This is a genomic window from Sphingomonas sp. UYEF23, assembly GCF_040546165.1.
GTDB classification, from domain to species: Bacteria; Pseudomonadota; Alphaproteobacteria; order Sphingomonadales; family Sphingomonadaceae; genus Sphingomonas; species Sphingomonas glacialis.
In genome coordinates this window covers 391,306-410,129 of sequence record NZ_JBEPNG010000002.1, presented here as the reverse complement: position 1 = coordinate 410,129, position 18,824 = coordinate 391,306, and the positions used below count along the sequence as shown (strand labels likewise).

General features: G+C 66.1%; 16 protein-coding genes. 10 read left to right on the top strand and 6 right to left on the bottom strand.

The window, feature by feature from the left end:
* Positions 1–156: 156 nt before the first annotated feature.
* Genes ABIB28_RS05215 through ABIB28_RS05205 form a run of 3 tightly spaced genes read left to right on the top strand, consistent with a single transcriptional unit; the run spans position 157 to position 1,615 of the window.
* A complete protein-coding gene (locus tag ABIB28_RS05215) occupies positions 157–459 on the top strand; it encodes a hypothetical protein (RefSeq protein WP_133189555.1) in 303 nt (100 codons plus the stop codon).
* Positions 459–668 (top strand): hypothetical protein, encoded by a 210-nt coding sequence (locus ABIB28_RS05210; RefSeq protein ID WP_354286853.1) that lies wholly within the window; start codon positions 459–461, stop codon positions 666–668. Before ABIB28_RS05215 ends, ABIB28_RS05210 begins: the two co-directional genes overlap by 1 nt.
* Positions 665–1,615 carry an aldo/keto reductase gene (locus ABIB28_RS05205; protein WP_354286851.1) on the top strand — a complete coding sequence of 317 codons (951 nt, stop codon included), beginning with the start codon at positions 665–667 and terminating at the stop codon, positions 1,613–1,615. The genes ABIB28_RS05210 and ABIB28_RS05205 overlap by 4 nt, the downstream gene beginning before the upstream one ends.
* Before the next feature lie 11 nt (positions 1,616–1,626).
* Here ABIB28_RS05205 and ABIB28_RS05200 read toward each other — a convergent pair whose 3' ends face one another.
* The 5 genes from ABIB28_RS05200 to acnA all read right to left on the bottom strand — a co-directional run bounded on the left by ABIB28_RS05200 (position 1,627) and on the right by acnA (position 9,874).
* On the bottom strand, positions 1,627–2,451 hold the full coding sequence (locus ABIB28_RS05200) for an ATP-grasp fold amidoligase family protein (RefSeq protein ID WP_354286849.1): 825 nt from the start codon (positions 2,449–2,451) through the stop codon (positions 1,627–1,629).
* A gap of 213 nt (positions 2,452–2,664) precedes the next feature.
* The gene (locus ABIB28_RS05195; RefSeq protein WP_354286847.1) at positions 2,665–4,260 is read right to left on the bottom strand and encodes an isocitrate lyase; all 1,596 of its coding nucleotides are present in this window, start codon (positions 4,258–4,260) and stop codon (positions 2,665–2,667) included.
* Positions 4,261–4,410: 150 nt separating this feature from the next.
* Positions 4,411–5,193, bottom strand: coding sequence for an SDR family oxidoreductase (locus ABIB28_RS05190; protein ID WP_354286845.1), 783 nt, complete (start codon positions 5,191–5,193; stop codon positions 4,411–4,413).
* 130 nt (positions 5,194–5,323) lie between these two features.
* Positions 5,324–6,709, bottom strand: a complete 1,386-nt coding sequence (locus tag ABIB28_RS05185; protein ID WP_354286843.1) for a helix-turn-helix domain-containing protein — start codon at positions 6,707–6,709, stop codon at positions 5,324–5,326.
* Between the two features lie 492 nt (positions 6,710–7,201).
* A complete protein-coding gene (acnA, locus tag ABIB28_RS05180; RefSeq protein ID WP_354286841.1) occupies positions 7,202–9,874 on the bottom strand; it encodes an aconitate hydratase AcnA in 2,673 nt (890 codons plus the stop codon).
* Between the two features lie 321 nt (positions 9,875–10,195).
* On the opposite strand from acnA, the gene ABIB28_RS05175 reads away from it, so the two are divergent.
* The 4 genes from ABIB28_RS05175 to ABIB28_RS05160 all read left to right on the top strand — a co-directional run bounded on the left by ABIB28_RS05175 (position 10,196) and on the right by ABIB28_RS05160 (position 14,879).
* Positions 10,196–11,950, top strand: a complete 1,755-nt coding sequence (locus tag ABIB28_RS05175) for an aspartyl protease family protein (protein ID WP_354286839.1) — start codon at positions 10,196–10,198, stop codon at positions 11,948–11,950.
* A 219-nt stretch (positions 11,951–12,169) separates the two neighbouring features.
* Positions 12,170–13,165: a ferritin-like domain-containing protein gene (locus ABIB28_RS05170; RefSeq protein WP_133189571.1), complete on the top strand. Its 996-nt coding sequence runs from the start codon at positions 12,170–12,172 to the stop codon at positions 13,163–13,165.
* A gap of 32 nt (positions 13,166–13,197) precedes the next feature.
* Positions 13,198–14,217 (top strand): ferritin-like domain-containing protein, encoded by a 1,020-nt coding sequence (locus ABIB28_RS05165; RefSeq protein ID WP_133189573.1) that lies wholly within the window; start codon positions 13,198–13,200, stop codon positions 14,215–14,217.
* Positions 14,218–14,345: 128 nt separating this feature from the next.
* Positions 14,346–14,879, top strand: coding sequence for a superoxide dismutase family protein (locus ABIB28_RS05160; RefSeq protein ID WP_133189575.1), 534 nt, complete (start codon positions 14,346–14,348; stop codon positions 14,877–14,879).
* A gap of 3 nt (positions 14,880–14,882) precedes the next feature.
* Here ABIB28_RS05160 and ABIB28_RS05155 read toward each other — a convergent pair whose 3' ends face one another.
* Positions 14,883–16,442: a spinster family MFS transporter gene (locus tag ABIB28_RS05155; RefSeq protein ID WP_133189577.1), complete on the bottom strand. Its 1,560-nt coding sequence runs from the start codon at positions 16,440–16,442 to the stop codon at positions 14,883–14,885.
* A gap of 257 nt (positions 16,443–16,699) precedes the next feature.
* On the opposite strand from ABIB28_RS05155, the gene ABIB28_RS05150 reads away from it, so the two are divergent.
* From ABIB28_RS05150 to ABIB28_RS05140, 3 genes are all read left to right on the top strand, one after another.
* The gene (locus ABIB28_RS05150) at positions 16,700–17,434 is read left to right on the top strand and encodes a Bax inhibitor-1/YccA family protein (RefSeq protein ID WP_133189579.1); all 735 of its coding nucleotides are present in this window, start codon (positions 16,700–16,702) and stop codon (positions 17,432–17,434) included.
* Between the two features lie 75 nt (positions 17,435–17,509).
* Positions 17,510–18,289, top strand: a complete 780-nt coding sequence (locus tag ABIB28_RS05145; RefSeq protein WP_354286835.1) for a transglutaminase-like domain-containing protein — start codon at positions 17,510–17,512, stop codon at positions 18,287–18,289.
* A 56-nt stretch (positions 18,290–18,345) separates the two neighbouring features.
* A complete protein-coding gene (locus tag ABIB28_RS05140; RefSeq protein ID WP_133189583.1) occupies positions 18,346–18,651 on the top strand; it encodes a hypothetical protein in 306 nt (101 codons plus the stop codon).
* The last annotated feature ends 173 nt before the right edge of the window (positions 18,652–18,824 follow it).

The window sequence follows — 18,824 nt, the reverse complement described above, 5'->3', positions numbered from 1 at the left end:
TGTGGCATCACATATAAAGATATCTTTATATGAGGTCAACGCGGTTCGAACGCCCCTATTCCGAGACTGGCAGCGCAACAACATGCCGTCCGCGGAGTTGAAGCCCCCGACCCCATCCTCTAGCGTGCGCCCATTGCTGGGAGCCAAGGACCTATCATGATCAAGACCCGCATCCTGCTGCCGCTCACGATCGTCGCCGCCATCGGTCTCGCCGCGTGCAGCCCCAAGGCGCAGAACGATATCGGCGAGGCCGCCAACAGCGTCGCCGCCGACGCAAACGCGACCGGCGCCAAGGCTGTCGACGATACCGACGCGGCGCTGGGTGCTGCCGAAACGCGACTCGACAATGCCGGTGCGGTGCTCAGCAACAAGGCCGACCGGCTGTCCGACAAGGCCGATCGCGCGGCCGACCGCGCCGGGGCCGCAATTTCCGACTTCGGCAACGACATCCGCGATTGATGCGTATCGGTTTCAAGCGACGCGCCCTGCTCGTCTCGTTGCTGCTGCTCGCCGCCTGCTCGCGCGGCACCTCCTCGACCGGCGCACCGCCGGGCGAGGACCAGGCGCTCGACGAGGCGGCCGCTTCGCTCGACGCCAATTCCCCCGACACCAACGCCGCCGTGATCGTCAATGACGACGCGCCCGGCAATGAGGACCAGCCGCAATGACCACTCTTCGCCGCCTGGGTGCCACCGACCTCCGCATCGCCCCGCTCGTGCTCGGCGGCAACGTCTTCGGCTGGACCGCCGACGAGGCGACCAGCTTCGCCGTGCTCGACGCCTTCGTCGCGGGTGGCGGCACGATGATCGATACCGCCGACGTCTATTCCGCCTGGGTTCCCGGCCACAAAGGCGGCGAGTCCGAGACCGTGATCGGTGCGTGGCTCAAGCAATCGGGCAAGCGCGACCAGGTGCAGATCGCGACCAAGGTCGGCATGCTGCCGGGCGAAGGCGGCGAAAAGCTCGCGCCGGCCCGGATAGCCGCTGCCTGCGACGCCTCGCTCAAGCGGCTCGGCGTCGAGACGATCGACCTGTATTTCGCACATCAGGACGACGACGTGGTCGCGCAGGAAGACGCGCTGGCCGCGTTCGGCAAGCTGATCGACGCGGGCAAGATCCGCGCGCTCGGCGCATCGAACCTCCACGCCGCGCGGCTGAAATCGGCAAACGATGCCGCCAAGGCGCACGGACTGCCGCATTATCATGTGCTCCAGCCCGAATATAACCTCGTCAGCCGCCAGAAGTTCGAGGGCGAGCTCCAGGCGTATTGCGTCGAGTACAATATCGGCGTGGTGCCCTATTACGGGCTCGCCTCGGGCTTCCTGACGGGCAAATATCGCAGCGCCGACGATTTCGGCAAGAGCGTGCGCGGCGGACGGATGCAGGCGTTCCTCGACGGCAGCGGACCGGCCGTCCTTGCCGTGATGGACGCGATCGCTGCGGAAACCGGCGCGAGCCTCGCGCAGATCGCGCTCAAATGGCTCGCCGAACAGCCCGCCGTCACCGCGCCGATCGCCAGCGCGACGAGTGTCGCGCAGGTCGAGGAATTGCTGGGATCGATGGACCTCGTGCTGAGCCCGGAGCAGATCGAGCGCTTGGCGGTTGCGGGCGCCTGAACGCCCAGGCGTCAGGCAACCGCGCGTAGCGGTTCGAGCATGGCAAGCTTGGCGCGCAGCCAGTGCGCGCCAAGCTCGGCGTCGAGCGCGACGGGGCTGAACGGATCGAGCCCCGAACCCGGATAGAAGGTCATTTCGCCGAACAACGGCCGCCCGTCGATTTCGTAGAGATCGACCCGCACGAAATCGCGCCCGTCGGACAGGCGCTCGGCGGCCATGATCATCTGGCCGAGCGTGACCGGCGGCGTTGGGTCGGGATCGGCGCTTGCCGACGACACGCGCTGCCAGTGACGGTCGAACAGGATCCAGCGATGCCGTCCGCCGCGACCGAGATGAACCTGGACGTAGCGGACGCGCCCACCGAACACGTAGAATTTATAGTCGATCGGCAGCACCGGCGGCGCGCCGATGAACGGCTCGACCATCAGCCCGTGTGGGATGCCCGCGTAGAGATCCTCATCGAGCCAATATCCATAGGTCGATCGCATCCATCCGGCCGCACGCCTGCGGATATCGGCCCAGTTGGCGCCATCGTCGAAGACGAAGGCGGTCTGGTTGCAGCCGTGCCGCGCCTTGACGACGAATGGCGTGGGCCATGCCGGTGCCTCGGGTAATTCGGTCCCCTGCCACAGCGTCGGGATGACCCAGTCGGCGCCGAGCCGCTCGGTCACGATCGTCTTCGCCACCAGCTTGTCCGCCATTCGCACCATCGCGGGGTCGGCGCCGGCCAGCTTGCGCGCCTGGACCAGCTCGGTGAAGGTGCGCGAATCATCGAGCGCGGGCCAGCGCCCGTGTCGCCACCAATAGGTCAGGTAGATCCGCCACCGTGCGCGCACCCTGGCAAGTCGAGGCGCTGAGGCCGGAAACGCAACATCCATCGCAGCACAAGCCGCGATGGATGCTGTTGGTTCCGGACCGGCCGAAAGCTGCGGCGGGCTCGAGGGGGAGCTCAAACCCCGCCGCGGCAAAGCCGCGTCGTCGGACGGGGCTGCAGGCCCCGCCGGCCGGGCCTGCCGCGGGCGCGGCGGAGCTTCGCTCCGCCGGCTGCGTCAGGCCGCAAACTGGTTCATCGTATTGTGCGCGCCGCCCGCCTTGAGCGCCGCCTCACCCGCGAAATACTCCTTGTGATCGTCGCCGATGTCCGAGCCCGACATGTTCTGGTGCTTGACGCAGGCGATCCCCTCGCGGATTTCCTTGCGCTGGACGCCCTTCACATAGCCGAGCATCCCCGCATCGCCGAAATACTCCTTGGCGAGATTGTCGGTCGACAGCGCCGCGGTGTGATAGGTCGGCAGCGTGATCAGGTGATGGAAGATCCCCGCACGCGCGGCGGCGTCCTTCTGGAAGGTGCGGATCCGCTCGTCGGCCTCGTCGCCCAGTTCGGTCCCGTCATAATCGACCGACATCAGCCGCGCCCGGTCATACGCCGAGACATCCTTCCCCTCGCCCGCCCAGGCGTCATAGACCTGCTGACGGAAGTTGAGCGTCCAGTTGAAGCTCGGCGAATTGTTGTAGACCAGCTTGGCGTTGGGGATGACCGAGCGAACGCGGTCGACCATGCCCGCGATCTGCTCGATATGCGGCTTCTCGGTCTCGATCCACAGCAGGTCGGCGCCGTTCTGCAGCGAAGCGATGCAATCCATCACGCAGCGGTCCTCGCCGGTGCCGGCGCGGAACTGGAACAGGTTCGATGCGAGCCGCTTCGGGCGCAGCAGCTTGCCGTCGCGGTTGAGGATGACGTCGCCGTTGCGCGCGGTCGCCGGGTCGATCTCCTCGCAATCGAGGTAGCTGTTATACTGGTCGCCGAGATCACCCGGTTCCTTCGACACAGCGATCTGCTTGGTCAGCCCCGCGCCGAGCGAATCGGTGCGCGTCACGATGATCCCGTCCTCGACGCCGAGTTCGAGGAAGGCGTAGCGGCACGCGCGGACCTTCGCGAGGAAGTCCTCGTGCGGCACGGTGACCTTCCCGTCCTGATGGCCGCACTGCTTTTCGTCGCTCACCTGATTCTCGATCTGGAGCGCGCAGGCGCCCGCCTCGATCATCTTCTTGGCGAGCAGATAGGTCGCCTCGGCATTGCCGAAGCCCGCATCGATATCGGCGATGATCGGCACGACATGCGTCTGATAGCCGTCGATCGCGTTGAGCAGCCGCTGCTCCTCGACTTGGTTGCCGCTGGCGCGAGCCGCATCGAGATCGCGGAACATCATGCCGAGCTCGCGTGCATCGGCCTGGCGCAGGAAGGTGTAGAGCTCCTCGATCAGCGCGGGAACGCTGGTCTTTTCGTGCATCGACTGATCGGGCAGCGGGCCGAATTCGGACCGCAACGCGGCGATCATCCAGCCCGAGAGGTAAAGATAGCGGCGCTCGGTCGAGCCGAAATGCTTCTTGATGCTGATCATCTTCTGCTGGCCGATAAAGCCGTGCCAGCAGCCGAGCGACTGGGTGTAGGCCGACGGGTCGGCATCATACGCCGCCATATCCTTGCGCATGATCGCGGCGGTGTAGCGCGCGATGTCGAGCCCGCTCTGGAACCGGTTCTGCACCCGCATCCGCGCGACGCTCTCGGCATCGATGCCATCCCAGGTGCCGTTGTAGCGCTGGATCAGGCTCTTGGTCTGGGCGATGTCGGTCTGGTAGGTCATGGGGGTGCCCCTCGCTCTGTGTGTATGGCGAGATAGGTACATGAATTGACAGCGCTGTAAGCCGTTCATCGACTGACTACCGCGTTATCCTGTAAAACCCGTCGCCGGAGCAATGTAATATTGTAAATATCACACCACACCGGGCGGCTGCTATCGCGCTGGGCTTGCCGCCGACCCGGCGAGAATGCCGCCGTCGATCGTCAATTCGGTCCCCGTCATGTAGCGCGCCTCATCGCTTGCCAGCAGCACCGCGAGTGCGGCAACTTCCTCGGGCTCGCCGAAGCGGCGCAGCGGCGTGTCTGCGACCAGCGCCGCCGCGCGCGCCGAACGATCCGGCCCGTCACCCAGCATCGGATCCCACATCGGCGTGCGGATCGCCGCGGGGTGGATCGAGTTGCACCGAATGGCCAGCCCCTGTTGCGCGCAATAGAGCGCCACGGTCTTGCTGTGGTTGCGGATCGCCGCCTTTGACGAGGCATAGGCTGCCGCGGCCGGGATCCCGATCATCCCCGAACGCGAAGAGATATTGATGATCGACCCAGCACCCTTCGCCCGCATCGCGCCGATCGCATAGCGACAGCCGAGGAAGGTGCCGTCGAGGTTGACGCGGTGGACCGCCCGCCAATCCTCGAGCGTGGCATGTTCGGGATCATGCGCGGCAACGCCGTCCTCGAACCCGGTGACTCCGGCATTGTTGACCAGCACGTCGATCGCTGGCCACGCCACCGCGAACCGCGCCCAATCCGCTTCAAGCGCAACGTCGAGCAAGGCCCAGGCCTGGTCGAGCTCGGCGGCGAGCACCTGCGCCCGCGGGCCATCCTTGTCGGTCACCACGACGCGCGCGCCTTGTGCCGCGAACGCGCGCGCGATCGCCGCGCCGATGCCGCGCCCTGCGCCGGTCACGACGCACAGTTTGTCTTCCAATCGTTTCACGCGAGAATTCCAGAGATGAGAGGCCGCGCTCGGGCGGCAGGATGGTCAGGCAGTCGGCTGCGTGTTCATCGATCTCACTCCAGTTGGCCGTGCAGTCTAACCGCTGGCATGACGGGCGGCAAATCCCAGTTCAATCCCCGCCGAAGGTAAACGCGCTTACCCCACGCTCGCGATCGTTGAGCACCAGCGCACGCCCCGCCGGCGGCAGCGAACGCTGCGGACAATGCCCGCGCCCACACGCGCGACACCCGAGGCCGATCGGGGTCGCCTCCCCCTTGAGATCGACTCCGCGCGCGATCGCCAGCGCCCCGGCATGCTCCGCCGCCACGCCCAGCCCGACGACGAACTCGGCCGCCACCGCGCCGAAGCGACGCCCTTGTGGCGCCACCGTCCGCGCGAGCGTCAACCAGCGCGCACCATCCTCGAGCTCGACGAGCTGCACGACGAGCTTGCCCGGCCGATCGAACGCGGCGTGAATCTGCCACAACGGGCAGCGCCCTTCGGCCTCCGCCAGTGGCGACGCACTCGCGCCCGAAAAGCGCTTCGACGCTTGCCCCGCGCGGTCGATCCGCACGAAGAAGAACGGCAGCCCCCGCGCGCCCACGCGCTGCAACGTCGTCAGCCGGTGCGCGACTTGCTCGAACCCGGCACCGAAGCGGCGCTGGAGCAACTCGATATCGTATCCCGTCGCCTCGCACGCGCGCAGGAAGCGGGCGTACGGCATCATCACCGCTGCGGCGAAATAGCTGGCAAGGTGGCGGCGGTAGAGCCGCTCGGCGGCGCGATCGGTAAAGCCCGCGCCCTTGACCAGCCCGTCGATTTCGCTCCGCGCCTCGATCTCGGCGAGCTGATAGGCAACGGCGAACGTGCGCGAGGCCGGGTCGAGGATTTCCGACACCTGCAATTGCCGCGCGTGGAGATCGGTACGGCGCAGCAGGTCGGGCATCACGTCGACCGGCAGCACGCGGATCGTCAGCTGGTGCTTGACGCGCAATCGCTCCGAGATCGCGCCGTAGAGATCGCCGGCTCCAAGCCGCAACTCGTCGGCGAGTTTCTCCGCGATCGTGTCGAGATCCGAAAAATAGCCGCGCCAGCGTTCGATCTCGCGGCGTACCTCGCCGACCGAATCGAGCGCGCCGGGCGCGGCCGCGCTGCCCGCGCCGATCCGGTCGAAGGCGCGCGCAAAGGCTTCGGCGCCGCCGGGTGCGCCGGCGAGCCATTCCTCGAGTTCGTTGCGGTCGATCTCGAGATCGGCGAACATCGGATCGGCAAGCCGCCGCCTGAGCGCGGCCTCGCCCCCACCCGGCTCGCCTGCCGCGAGCGCGCGCGGATCGAAGTCGAAACTCTCGGCGAGCTTGACGATCAGCGATCCCGACAACGGGCGCTGGTTCTTCTCGACGAGGTTGAGATAGCTCGGCGAAATCGTCAGCACTTCGGCCATCGCCGCCTGGGTCAGCCCCGCCTGACGCCGCAAGCGGCGGATGGCGTGGCCAGCGAAGAGTTTGCGATCGGCCATGACACGTCCTCGGATCTGCTCGGCGCTCCGGCGGAGTCGCAGGCGTACATGACCCTAACTGTCACATCTTTACAAGATCACTCGAGTTTGCGTCAGGATTGGTCACGCCTTTACCGATACCGCAGCCGAATCCCGCTGGCGGTTGGCACGCAATCGCTCCTAGTGGCGCCACGACTGGTGAGCAGGCTTGTAAAAAGCGCCACAGTTTGAATGGCTTTGAGAGTTTCCTGGGGAGGAAAGGATGCCCGCCGCGCCTCGTGCGCGGCGGGCATTTCCTGTTTCTACCCCTCTCCCTTCGGGAGAGGGTGGCCGAGCGAAGCGAGGTCGGGTGAGGGCAGCACCCATCGCTGGAGCGCGCTGTCCTCACCCTTCCCACCCGGCTTCGCCGAGCGGGCCCCTTCCCTCTCCCGCAGGGAGAGGGAGTTTCTAAACCCCAGACACAAAAAAGGGACGGGCGGCAGCGCCACCCGTCCCCTCTTCAGTCCCCGCAGATCAGGCCGCGAGCTTGCGCAGCACGTACTGCAGGATGCCGCCGTTGAGGAAATATTCCAGCTCGTTGACGGTATCGATCCGGCACTTCGTCATAAACGTCTCGACCGTGCCGTCGGCGCGGGTCATCGTGACCTCGACGTCCTGGCGCGGACGGATTTCCGAGACCTTCATGATCGTGAAGCTCTCGGAGCCATCCAGGTTCAACGTCTTGCGATCGACGCCTTCGGCGAACTGCAGCGGCAACACGCCCATGCCGACCAGGTTCGAGCGGTGGATGCGCTCAAAGCTCTCGGTGATGACGACGCGCACGCCGAGCAAATTGGTGCCCTTCGCCGCCCAGTCGCGCGACGAGCCGGTGCCATATTCCTTGCCCGCGATGACGATCAGCGGAACGCCATCGGCCTTGAAGCGCATCGCTGCGTCATAGATCGGCATCGTCTCGCCCTTGTACGAGGACATGCCGCCCTCGACGCCGGGGACCATCTCGTTCTTGATGCGGATATTGGCGAAGGTGCCGCGGACCATCACGTTATCGTTGCCGCGACGCGCGCCGTACGAGTTGAAGTCGGCGCGGGTGACCTGCCGCTCCATCAGCCACGCGCCCGCAGGCGAATCTGCCTTGATCGAGCCGGCCGGCGAGATGTGGTCGGTGGTGATCGAATCGCCGAGGATCGCGAGCGGACGCGCCTCGATGATGTCCTGCACCGGCGCCGGGGTCATCGACATGCCCTCGAAGTACGGCGGGTTGGCGATGTAGGTCGATGCCGGCGGCCAGGCATAGGTGTCCGACCCTTCGATCGCGATCGCCTGCCACTTCTTGTCGCCGAGGAAGACGCTCGCATAGCGCGACTGGAACATGCCGCGGTCGATGTTCGCGTCCATCACGTCGCGGACTTCGGCGTTGGTCGGCCAGATGTCCTTGAGATAGACGTCGGTGCCGTCGGTTGCCTGGCCGATCGGGGTGGTGGTGAAGTCCTCGGTCACCGTGCCCTTGAGTGCATAGGCGACGACGAGCGGCGGCGAAGCGAGGAAATTGGCGCGCACGTCGGGCGAGACGCGGCCCTCGAAGTTGCGGTTGCCCGACAGCACCGAGGCAGCGACGATGTCGTTGCCGTTGATCGCTGCCGAGATGGCGGGTGCGAGCGGGCCCGAATTGCCGATGCAGGTGGTGCAGCCATAACCGACGAGGTTGAAGCCGACCGCGTTGAGGTCTTCGGTCAGCCCGGCCTTGTCGAGATAGTCGGTGACGACCTGCGAACCCGGCGCGAGCGAGGTCTTGACCCAAGGCTTGGGCTTGAGACCGAACGCATTGGCTTTCCGCGCGACGAGGCCGGCGGCGACGAGCACCGACGGGTTCGACGTGTTGGTGCAGCTGGTGATCGCGGCGATCACCACGTCGCCGTCGCCGATGTCATGGTCACGGCCTTCGACCGGAACGCGCTTGGCGGTCGAATGATGATAGATCTTCGCCAGGTCGGCGTTGAACGTGTCGTCGACCTCGGTGAGGATGACCTTGTCCTGCGGGCGCTTCGGACCGGCGAGCGACGGCACGACATTGGCCATGTCGAGCTCGAGCGTGTCGGTGAAGACGGGGTCGGGCGCATCGGCCAGACGCCACATGCCCTGTGCCTTGGCATAGGCCTCGACCAGCGCGATGTTCTCTTCGCTGCGGCCGGTCAGGCGCAGATAGGTGAGCGTCGCGTCATCGATCGGGAAGAAGCCGCACGTCGCGCCATATTCGGGCGCCATGTTGGCGATCGTCGCGCGATCGGCGAGCGACAGCGCATCGAGGCCCGGACCATAGAACTCGACGAAGCGGCCGACCACGCCCTTGGCGCGCAGCATCTGCGTGACGGTGAGCACGAGGTCGGTCGCGGTGATGCCCTCGGCGAGCGAGCCGTGGAGCTTGAAGCCGACGACTTCGGGGATCAGCATCGACACCGGCTGGCCGAGCATCGCGGCCTCGGCCTCGATCCCGCCGACGCCCCAGCCGAGCACGCCGAGGCCGTTGACCATCGTCGTGTGGCTGTCGGTGCCGACGCAGGTGTCGGGGTACGCGATCGTCTTGCCGTCGGGCGCGGCCGAGGACCACACCGTCTGGGCGAGGTTCTCGAGATTGACCTGGTGGCAGATGCCGGTGCCGGGGGGCACGACCTTGAAATTGTCGAGCGCCTTGGAGCCCCACTTGAGAAACTCGTAGCGCTCGTTGTTGCGCTGGTACTCGAGCTCGACGTTATCCTCGAACGCCTTGGGCGTGCCGAATTCGTCGACCATCACCGAGTGATCGATCACGAGATGCACCGGCACGAGCGGGTTGATCTTGGCGGCGTCGCCACCGAGCTTGGTGATCGCATCGCGCATCGCGGCGAGATCGACGACGCAAGGCACGCCGGTGAAATCCTGCATCAGCACACGCGCGGGGCGATACTGGACTTCGCGGTCGGACTTGCGCTCCTGCTGCCAGTCGATGATCGCCTGGAGATCCTCGGTGGTGACGGTCTTGCCGTCCTCGAAGCGCAGCAGATTTTCGAGCAGCACCTTCATCGAGAACGGCAGACGGCTGATGTCGCCGAGCTTCTCGGCCGCCGTGGCGAGGCTGTAATAGTCGTAGTGCACGCCACCCACGTCGAGCGTGGTGCGTGTACCGAGGGTATCCTGGCCGATGGCGGTCATAAGCAGCGGGTCCTTCCCTTTGCGTCAGGCCGCGGCGGGGAGGCGAAACCTTGGAGGTTCCGCGCGGGCGCGACCGACTATGCGAATGCGAGAGTCGGGAGGCCGATAGCAGCGAGGTGTCGCTTGGGGAAGGGCGTGACGGCCGCGCGCAGGCGCGACGCGCGCAATCTTCGGCGCATGAGCGCTTTTTCACTATTCTCGCAGGCGCCGGGCGCGCTACGTCTCGGGCGGGCCGAATGGCGGCTTAGCATTGAGCAGACTGGAGATTTTCGCTCCGGCGCAACAGCTCGAGACTGCGATACGAGGGGGCCGTCGATGCAAATGTTGCGCCTTATCCTTCCTGCGGCAGCGCTGATCGCACCGATGCCGGCATTCGCCAGAACGCCGGCGGGGTGTCAGATCGCCAAAATGCTCGAGCTTCCCGTGACGATGAACGGCCGATCACCGATGGTGCTCGCCAAATTCGGCGCCAAGGATGCGCGCTTCATCCTCGACAGCGGAGCCTTCTACAGCACGATCTCGCGGGCGAACGCCGCCGAGTTCGGCGAACGCGTATTGCCCCTGCCGAGCTATTTCCGGATCACGGGCATTGGCGGCGATGCCTCTGCCGCCTTCATCACCGCCAAGGACTTCTCGCTAGGCGGGATCGCCATCCCGAAAGCCGATTTTGTCGTGGCCGGTAGCGACACCGGGACCGCGGGGCTGCTTGGTCAGAACGTCCTCGGCATCGGCGATGTCGAATATGATTTGCCGCATGGCGCTGTCCGGTTGATGAAGGTGACCGGCTGCGCGAAGGCCAACCTGGCGTATTGGGCAGGCGACAAGCCCAGCACGATGGTCCCGCTCGCCGCGCCGGGTCCGGGGCCGTGGAAGCCGCACACGATTGGCACGATCCTGCTCAACGGCGTCAAGATCCGCGCGATGTTCGACAGTGGTGCGCAAAGCTCGCTGGTGTCGCTCGCCGCGGCCAAGCGCGCGGGGGTAACGCCTGAATCCCCCGGTGTTATCCGGACAGGCTTCAGCCGCGGCCTCGGCGCGCGGCAGGTGCCGGCGTGGCTCGCGCCGTTCGACACGATCGACATTGGCGGCGAGGCGATCCGCCGCCCTCGCCTGACCATTTCCGAGATCGGGATGCAGGATATCGACATGCTGGTCGGTGCCGATTTCTTCCTGACGCACCGCATGTTCGTCTCGAACGCCAATCGCGCGCTGTTCATCACCTATGAGGGTGGCCCGGTGTTCAACTTGACGCCGAAGGGCGCGATGTCGGCCGAGGGCAAGGCGCTAAACTTGACCAACACCGCCCCCGAACCCACCACTGCCGAGGAATATAGCCGGCGCGGCGCGGTCTTGTTTTCCAACCACCGCGTTACCGAGGCGTTGCTCGATTTCTCCAAGGCGTGCGCGCTCGCCCCGACCGAGGGCCGCTATTTCTATCAGCGCGCGATGGCGCGGCTCGCCAATCGCCAGCGCGACGCGGCGCTCGGCGATCTCGCCGAATCGATCCGGCTCGCGCCGGGCGACCCTGACGCACGGATCGCGCGGGCGCGGCTGAAAGTCTCGATCGCGCCACGCGCCGAGGTGCTCGACGACGTCAAAGCCGCCGATCGCGCGATCGCCCCCTCGTCGGACAAGCGGCTCGCCGTTGCGAGCCTGTACGACCGGCTCGACGAACCCGCCGCCGCGCTTGCCAATTACGATCAATGGCTCGCCAGCCATCCGGAGGACAGCGGTCGCGCATCGGCGCTCAACGGGCGCTGCTGGGCGCGCGGCTTGCTCGGGACCGAGACCGACAAGGCGCTGTCGGATTGCAACGCCGCGATTAGGATCCAGCCCAAGAACCCGTCGTACCTCGACAGTCGCGGGCTGATCCGGCTGCGGCGCGGTGAGCTCCGCCAGGCGCTCGCCGATTATGACGCCGCCCTGGCGGTCGCGCCCAAGAACCCCTGGACGCTGTACATGCGCAGCCTTGTCGCGGCGAAGAGCGGCGATACGGTAAAAGCCGAGAGCGACCGCGCGCTGGCGCTGAGCCTCGACCCCAACGTGGTCGAGCGCGCGCGCAAGATCGGCCTCTGACCGGGCAACGCCCGACAAACTGCAAATTTGTTCATGCCGCGTGCGTCTTACGCACGCTTGCGCTCGTACCTGCGCCGACAAGAACAGCCAAAGCGGTCTCGCGGCGGTTAGCGTCCTGTCGTGTGTAGGCGAAGCGGTGACATCGCAAATCAAGGTCCGCCACGGAGACGTCGCGGTCGTGGTTCGACGATGCACTCGCAGCAGGGGAGGTCTGAACCGATGACCGACGATGTAAGCAAGCAACTGATCGACGTTCTGGATCGGCGTGTCGAACGCCGCAACGAACGCCGTGATTTCTTCAAGACCGCCTTTGGCGCCGCAGCCGTCGCAGGCGCCGGCATCGGCGCGATGTCGATGGGCAGCCGCGCCTCGGCAGCCGACCCGACCACCCCGACCGATCCCGACATCCTCAACTTCGCGCTCAACCTCGAATATCTCGAGGCACAGTTCTACAGCGTGGCCGTTACCGGCGTCGGCCTGTCGCCATCGATGCTGACCGGCACCGGTACGCAAGGTGCCGCGGTCGGTGGCCGCAAGGTCGTCTTCACCGACCCGCTCGTCGCCGCCTATGCCAAGGAAATCGCGGCGGATGAAATCACGCACGTGACCTTCCTGCGTACAGCCCTCGGCAGTTCGGCGGTCGCGCAGCCCGCGATCGACATCGGCATTACGCCAACCGGCGCATTCAGCTCGGCCGCCCGCGCCGCAGGCCTGATCGCCTCCGCCCCTGCCGGCACCGCGCAGACTTCGGTGTTCGATCCTTATGCGAACGACGACGCCTTCCTGCTTGGCGCGTTCATCTTCGAAGACGTCGGCGTCACCGCGTACAAGGGCGCTGCCCCGCTGCTCACCAAGACGTATATCGAGGCGGCCGCCGGTATCCTCGCGGTCGAGGCGTATCATGCCGCACTCGTGCGCACCGCGCTCTATGCGCGCGGCGTTGCGACGCCGTCGCTGCGCACTTCAGCCGATGCGATCTCGAACGCCCGCGATTCGCTCGACGGGGCGACCGACCTCGATCAAGGCATCTCCCCGACGACGATCAACGGCGGCGCTGCATCGAACATCGTGCCGCTCGACAGTAACGGCATCGCGTTCAGCCGGACCACCGGCCAGGTGCTCAACATTGTCTATCTGAACAATGCTTCGGTCACGATGGGCGGGTTCTTCCCGGCTGGCGTGAATGGCAACATCAAGACGAGCGCCGCGAACTAAGCCGCGCCGTTCCCATTTGGGGAGATATCGACATGACCGATCAGACCATACTCGCGCAAGTCCTCGAGGCCGGTGAACGCCGCCGCCAGGAGCGTCGTCACTTCATGCGCACCGCCGCAACCGCGACCGTAGCGGCCGGTGGCCTGTCCTTGCTTGCAGCGTGCAACGACAGCACGACCCCGACACCCACGCCCACCCCGACCCCAACGCCGACGACATCGTCGAGCATGCAGACCGATCTCGACGTGCTCAACTTCGCGTTGAACCTCGAATATCTCGAGGCGCAATTCTACGTGAACGCGGTGTACGGCCAGGGCCTCCCGGCGTCGGCCTTGACCGGCACGGGAACGCAGGGCGCCGTCGTCGGCGGCCGCCAGGTCACCTTCACCGACCCGGTCGTCGCCCAATACGCCCGCGAAATCGCGGCCGACGAAGCGGCGCACGTCACCTTCCTGCGCTCGGCGCTTGGGTCGGCAGCGGTGGCGCAACCGGCGATCAATATCGACGGCGGTGCCAATGGCGCCTTCACCATGGCGGCGCGCGCTGCCGGGATCGCGACCAACGCGAGCGGCGCGATCGACAACACCGCCGGCACGTTCGATCCCTATGCCAGCGACGTCAACTTCCTGCTCGGCGCCTTCATCTTCGAAGACGTCGGCGTGTCGGCCTATAAGGGCGCGTCGCCGCTGATCACCAACAAGACCTATCTCGAGGCGGCCGCTGGCATCCTCGCGGCCGAGGCCTATCACGCCGGCCTCGTCCGCACGGTGCTCTATGCCAAGGGTCTGGCGACGCCGTCGCTCGTCACCGCGGCCGGCAAGATCAGCGATGCGCGCGACAGCCTCGATGGCGCAAGCGACGACGATCAGGGCATCGCTGGCCCAGACGCGAGCCAGTCGAACATCGTGCCGACCGATGCCAACGGCCTCGCCTACAGCCGGACGACGGGCCAGGTGCTCAACATCGTCTATCTGTCGAAGTCGGCTTTGGTCGGTGGCGGGTTCTTCCCGAACGGCATCAACGGCAATATCCGGACGAGCGCAGCGAACTAAACCGCCGCACCGCACGTTCATGGCCCGCGCGACACCTGTCGCGCGGGCCTTTTTCGTGGGCGACGTCGTGCGCGGTTGCGCAACCCGGCGTTCGCGCGCAGCAAGCAGCCCTGAACAAGGAGGATCCGATGCGTAAGGTGATGATCGCGACGACGGCCCTGCTGGGCCTGGCAGCCTGCAATACCGAGCACCCCGGCAAGACCGGCGCGCCGATCGCGCAAGGCGCGCGTGCGGTCGCCATGCTGCGCACTGCCGATGGCGCCGATGTCGGGCGCGCGACGGTGACCGAGGTCACCGGCGGGCTGCGTGTGACGCTCGACCTGCAGGGCCTGCCGCCGGGCACGCACGGCGCGCATATCCACACCGTTGGGCGCTGCGACGCCCCCGATTTCGCCACCGCGGGCGGCCACTTCAATCCGCTTGGCGCAAAGCATGGGTCGATGAACCCGCAAGGCCCGCATGAGGGCGACATGCCCAATCTGATCGTCGGGGCGAACGGGCGCGGCACGATCGGCGCGGTGCTGCCCGCCGCGACGATGGCGGCCTTGCTCGATGCCGATGGCGCCGCGATCGTCATTCACGACAAGCCCGACGATCTGATGACCGACCCATCGGGCAATAGCGGCGGGCGGATCGCCTGCGGCGTGTTCGCCGCGAGCTAGCCGTTAGATCGCTTCCCCTGCCGCGCGCGCCCAGGCCTCACGATTGGCCTCGGCGCGCGGGACGAGCTTGTACGCGCCGATGGCGGCGGCGATCGTGATCGGCGCGACGAGTAGCAGCGACAGCACGCCGGTCGAGAGGCTTCCCGACAGCGTCGAGATCCGCCCGGCGAGATATGGCCCCATCGCCAGCCCGAGCAGCGTGGTGCCGATGAAGAACGTCCCCGTCGCGGTGCCGCGCATCCGTGGCAGCACGAGATCCTGCATCGTCGCCCCCGCCGCGCCGAGCGCGGTGCTGGCGCAGATCCCCGACAGGAATACCGCGGGATAGAACACCATCGTCGACGTCGCGGTGAACGCCAGCATCACGAACGGCAGCGGGACGGTCGCCCCGAACAGCACGACGATCAACCGCCCCGCCGGGTTGCGCCGCCGCAAGCGGTCGGCCGCGATGCCGCCAAGCGTCACGCCGAGAAACCCGCCGAGCGCCCCGCTCGACCCGACCAACAGCCCCGCCATCGCCGGCGTCTCGTGCAGCGTGCGCAGGACATAGGGCGATGCCCAGAAGCTCACCGCATAGCTGACAAAGGCGTTGAGGCCGTACGCGATGACGACGCACAGGAAGGCGGGATTGCCGACGATCAAGCGGAAGGTCGGCGGATCGCGGCGCTTGAGCGCACATGCCCAGGAAAACACCGCATAGGCGCCGATCCCGATCGCGACCCATTGCGGCCAGGGCTCGCCGAACGCGATCAACAGCGTCACCGCGCCGACCACGACGCCCAGCCCGAGCAGATTGACCAGCAGCGCCCTGCCCCCGCCCATCGCCGCGCCGATCAGCGTCAGTGGTGGCAGGATCGTGACGAGCTCGGCGAGGAATTCCTTGAACGGCGCGGGATGCGCCGGCGGCTCGGGCAGGCCTTCGACCGCGCCGCGGATCGGCTCCCGCAAGGTCGCGATCACGAGCGCGAGCACCAGACCCGGAATGCCGACGATCATGAACGCCGCTTGCCAGCCGTGCAGCCCGAACGGTCCGCCATCGGGATAGGCGTGGTTCCAGCGCTGGACGATCAGCCCGCCGATCCCGAGCGACAGCCCGCCGCCGACGTACAGGCCCGACGAATAGATCGCGAGCGCGGTCGCGCGCAGCCGCTTGGGGAAGTAATCCGAGATCAGCGAATAGGCCGACGGGCTGGCGGTGGCCTCGCCGATGCCGACGCCGATCCGCGCGGTCGCCAACATCCCGCCGCTGCGCGCCATCCCCGAAAACGCGGTCATCGCCGACCACAAGGCGAGCCCGAGCGTCATCAAGCGGACGCGGTGCCAATTGTCGGCGAGCCGGCCGAGCGGAATCCCGAACAACGAATAGAACACGCCAAACGCCGTCCCGTACAGAAAGCCGAGATCCTCGTCCTTCAAATGCAGGTCGCGTTTGATGTCTTCGGCGAGGATCGAAATGATCTGCCGATCGACGAAATTGAGCACGTACACGAGGAAAAGGATGCCGAGCACATACCAGGCATAGGCCGGCGCGCGCGTCGGCGCGGAACCCGGAATGGTCGCCATCAATCGATCCTCTCGGCATTTTCTGCTCTGCCGATGGACCTAGCAGACCATACCCGAAATACGAAAGCGATTTTCGCACGTCCTCGGCGTGTGTGCGACCGGACGATCGCACACACGCCGGGGAAGCGCGTTTGTAACAAAGTGCTGCTGCCACAAAACGCTACCGCTCACGCTCTGCGGATTCGCTTGAAATGGTCCGGGTGAAGGCCGATATTGCTGTCATCCGGCACTTGGCCGGTCATTAGGAGCTTTTCGCAATGGCAAACTGGTCTGATCCCCGTTCGAATGCCTCGGCATTCCAGACGGCCGGGACCACGCGCACCGACGCGTATGACGCGGGTCTGCGGCGCTACATGCTCTCTGTTTATAATTACATGGCGTCGGCCGTGCTGCTGACGGGTATCGTCGCGCTCGGTTTCGTCGCCAGCGGCTTTGCCGCGCAGGTCTTCGGTGGCCCCGGCATCCTGAAGTGGGTCATCTCGCTCGCCCCGCTCGGCTTCGTGTTCGGCATGAGCTTTGGCCAGGCACGCATGACCAACGGCACGCTGCAGGCGATGTTCTGGGGCTTCGCGGTCGCGATGGGCCTGTCGCTCTCGACGATTTTCCTGGTCTACTCGCCCGTCGCGATCGCGCAGGCGTTCTTTGCGACGGCGGCTTCGTTCGGCGCGCTGAGCCTCTACGGCTACACCACCAAGCGTGACCTGTCGGCGTTCGGCACCTTCCTGATCATGGGCGTCGTTGGCCTGTTCGTCGCGAGCATCCTCAACATGTTCCTGCAGTCGGGCCCGCTCGGCTTCGTGATCAGCCTGGTCGGCGTGCTGCTGTTCGCGGGCCTCACCGCCTACGACACGCAGCGCACCAAGAGCCTCTACGCGCAGGTCGCGGGCACGTCGGACGAACAGCGCGTGACGATCATGTCGGCGCTCAGCCTCTATCTCGACTTCATCAACATGTTCCTGTTCATCCTGCGCTTGTTCGGCAACCGCAACTAAGCGTATCAGGGATACCATCTTACAGGGCCCGGCGGACCGCTCCGTCGGGCCCTTTCTTTTGCGCGAAAGACCAGCATGCGGCTCGGGATCGATGTGACGCTCGATTATACGATCGATGGCGCGGCCGATGTGCTGCTGCTGATCGAGGCGGCAAAAGGCATCGACCAGCGGCTCGAACTGCAGGACATGCGAGTCTACACCGACACCCCGCTCCGCGCGGTGCCGGGCGAAGCCGGGATCGGCCAGCGCTGCTGGGCGCGCGGCGACGGTCCGTTCCGCGCCGAATACAAGGCGATCGTCGAAATCGCCCGAACGCCGATCGACCTCGCGACGCTCGGCGATACGCCGATCCGACTGATGCCGGGCGAGACGATCCCGTATCTCCTCCCGAGTCGCTATTGCGAATCCGACCGGCTCGAGGGCTTCGTCCATCAGGAATTTCCAGGTCTTGCGGCCGGGCCGCTCGCGATCGCGCTGACGCAGTGGGTCGGCGATCATCTCACCTACGCTTGCGGGACATCGACCGGCACCACCACCGCGATGATGACCTTTGCCGAACGCCGCGGCGTATGTCGCGATTACGCACATTTGCTCGTCGCGCTCGCGCGCGCTGGCGGCATCCCGGCGCGCTGCGTCTCGGCCTATGCGCGCGGCGTCGATCCGCCCGATTTCCACGCCGTCGCAGAATTGTGGATCGATGGCGGCTGGCACTTGATCGACGCGACCGGAATGGCATCGTGCGCCGACCTTGCCCGCGTCGCGGTGGGGCGCGATGCCACCGATATCGCGTTCATGACCGTGTTCGGCACCGCTACGCTCAACTGGCAGAATGTTGCGGTCACGAAACTGTCCTGAGGGAACACCGCAGCGCGCTCGAGTGTTGGGGCTTTCTGTTATTCAGGAGAGCCAAAATGACCGAAGACACCAAACTGGTTGATCAAAAAGCGCTCGACAGCCTGTCGGTCGCGCCCGGCAACCCCGACGATGCCAAGGATATTCACGATCCGCGGCAGAATGCTGGCCAGGACGAGTCGATCGCCAAGCGGCTCGAACGCAATCCCGACAGCCCCGATGCGGCCCTCGACAATGCGCTCGACGAGTCGATGGACGCATCGGATCCGCCCTCGAACACCCAGCCGGGCGACAATGGCGCTGCGCCCAAGTCTTCGGGCTATGACTCGGACGCCGAAGCCAAGCGCGCGAGCGACGCCGACTGAACTCCAGCGGCGGTCGCGCAGATGTTGCGCGATCGCCGCAGATCGCGAACTTATCCTTTTGATAGGTCATTTCTATCATAAGATATGTTGCGTCGCATCACGAAACGTGGTCGCTTGATGGGCGGGGACGGTGCAGCGTTAACCATGGCGAAAGGCCTTGAGGCGCAACGTTA

What these genes read in the sequence shown, in the direction of transcription:
- ABIB28_RS05215 (WP_133189555.1), top strand. Translation starts at nt 157, where the DNA reads ATGATCAAGACCCGCATCCTGCTGCCGCTCACGATCGTCGCCGCCATC.
- ABIB28_RS05210 (WP_354286853.1), top strand. Translation starts at nt 459, where the DNA reads ATGCGTATCGGTTTCAAGCGACGCGCCCTGCTCGTCTCGTTGCTGCTG.
- ABIB28_RS05205 (WP_354286851.1), top strand. Translation starts at nt 665, where the DNA reads ATGACCACTCTTCGCCGCCTGGGTGCCACCGACCTCCGCATCGCCCCG.
- ABIB28_RS05195 (WP_354286847.1), bottom strand. Translation starts at nt 4,260, where the DNA reads ATGACCTACCAGACCGACATCGCCCAGACCAAGAGCCTGATCCAGCGC.
- ABIB28_RS05185 (WP_354286843.1), bottom strand. Translation starts at nt 6,709, where the DNA reads ATGGCCGATCGCAAACTCTTCGCTGGCCACGCCATCCGCCGCTTGCGG.
- acnA (WP_354286841.1), bottom strand. Translation starts at nt 9,874, where the DNA reads ATGACCGCCATCGGCCAGGATACCCTCGGTACACGCACCACGCTCGAC.
- ABIB28_RS05175 (WP_354286839.1), top strand. Translation starts at nt 10,196, where the DNA reads ATGTTGCGCCTTATCCTTCCTGCGGCAGCGCTGATCGCACCGATGCCG.
- ABIB28_RS05170 (WP_133189571.1), top strand. Translation starts at nt 12,170, where the DNA reads ATGACCGACGATGTAAGCAAGCAACTGATCGACGTTCTGGATCGGCGT.
- ABIB28_RS05165 (WP_133189573.1), top strand. Translation starts at nt 13,198, where the DNA reads ATGACCGATCAGACCATACTCGCGCAAGTCCTCGAGGCCGGTGAACGC.
- ABIB28_RS05160 (WP_133189575.1), top strand. Translation starts at nt 14,346, where the DNA reads ATGCGTAAGGTGATGATCGCGACGACGGCCCTGCTGGGCCTGGCAGCC.
- ABIB28_RS05155 (WP_133189577.1), bottom strand. Translation starts at nt 16,442, where the DNA reads ATGGCGACCATTCCGGGTTCCGCGCCGACGCGCGCGCCGGCCTATGCC.
- ABIB28_RS05150 (WP_133189579.1), top strand. Translation starts at nt 16,700, where the DNA reads ATGGCAAACTGGTCTGATCCCCGTTCGAATGCCTCGGCATTCCAGACG.
- ABIB28_RS05145 (WP_354286835.1), top strand. Translation starts at nt 17,510, where the DNA reads ATGCGGCTCGGGATCGATGTGACGCTCGATTATACGATCGATGGCGCG.
- ABIB28_RS05140 (WP_133189583.1), top strand. Translation starts at nt 18,346, where the DNA reads ATGACCGAAGACACCAAACTGGTTGATCAAAAAGCGCTCGACAGCCTG.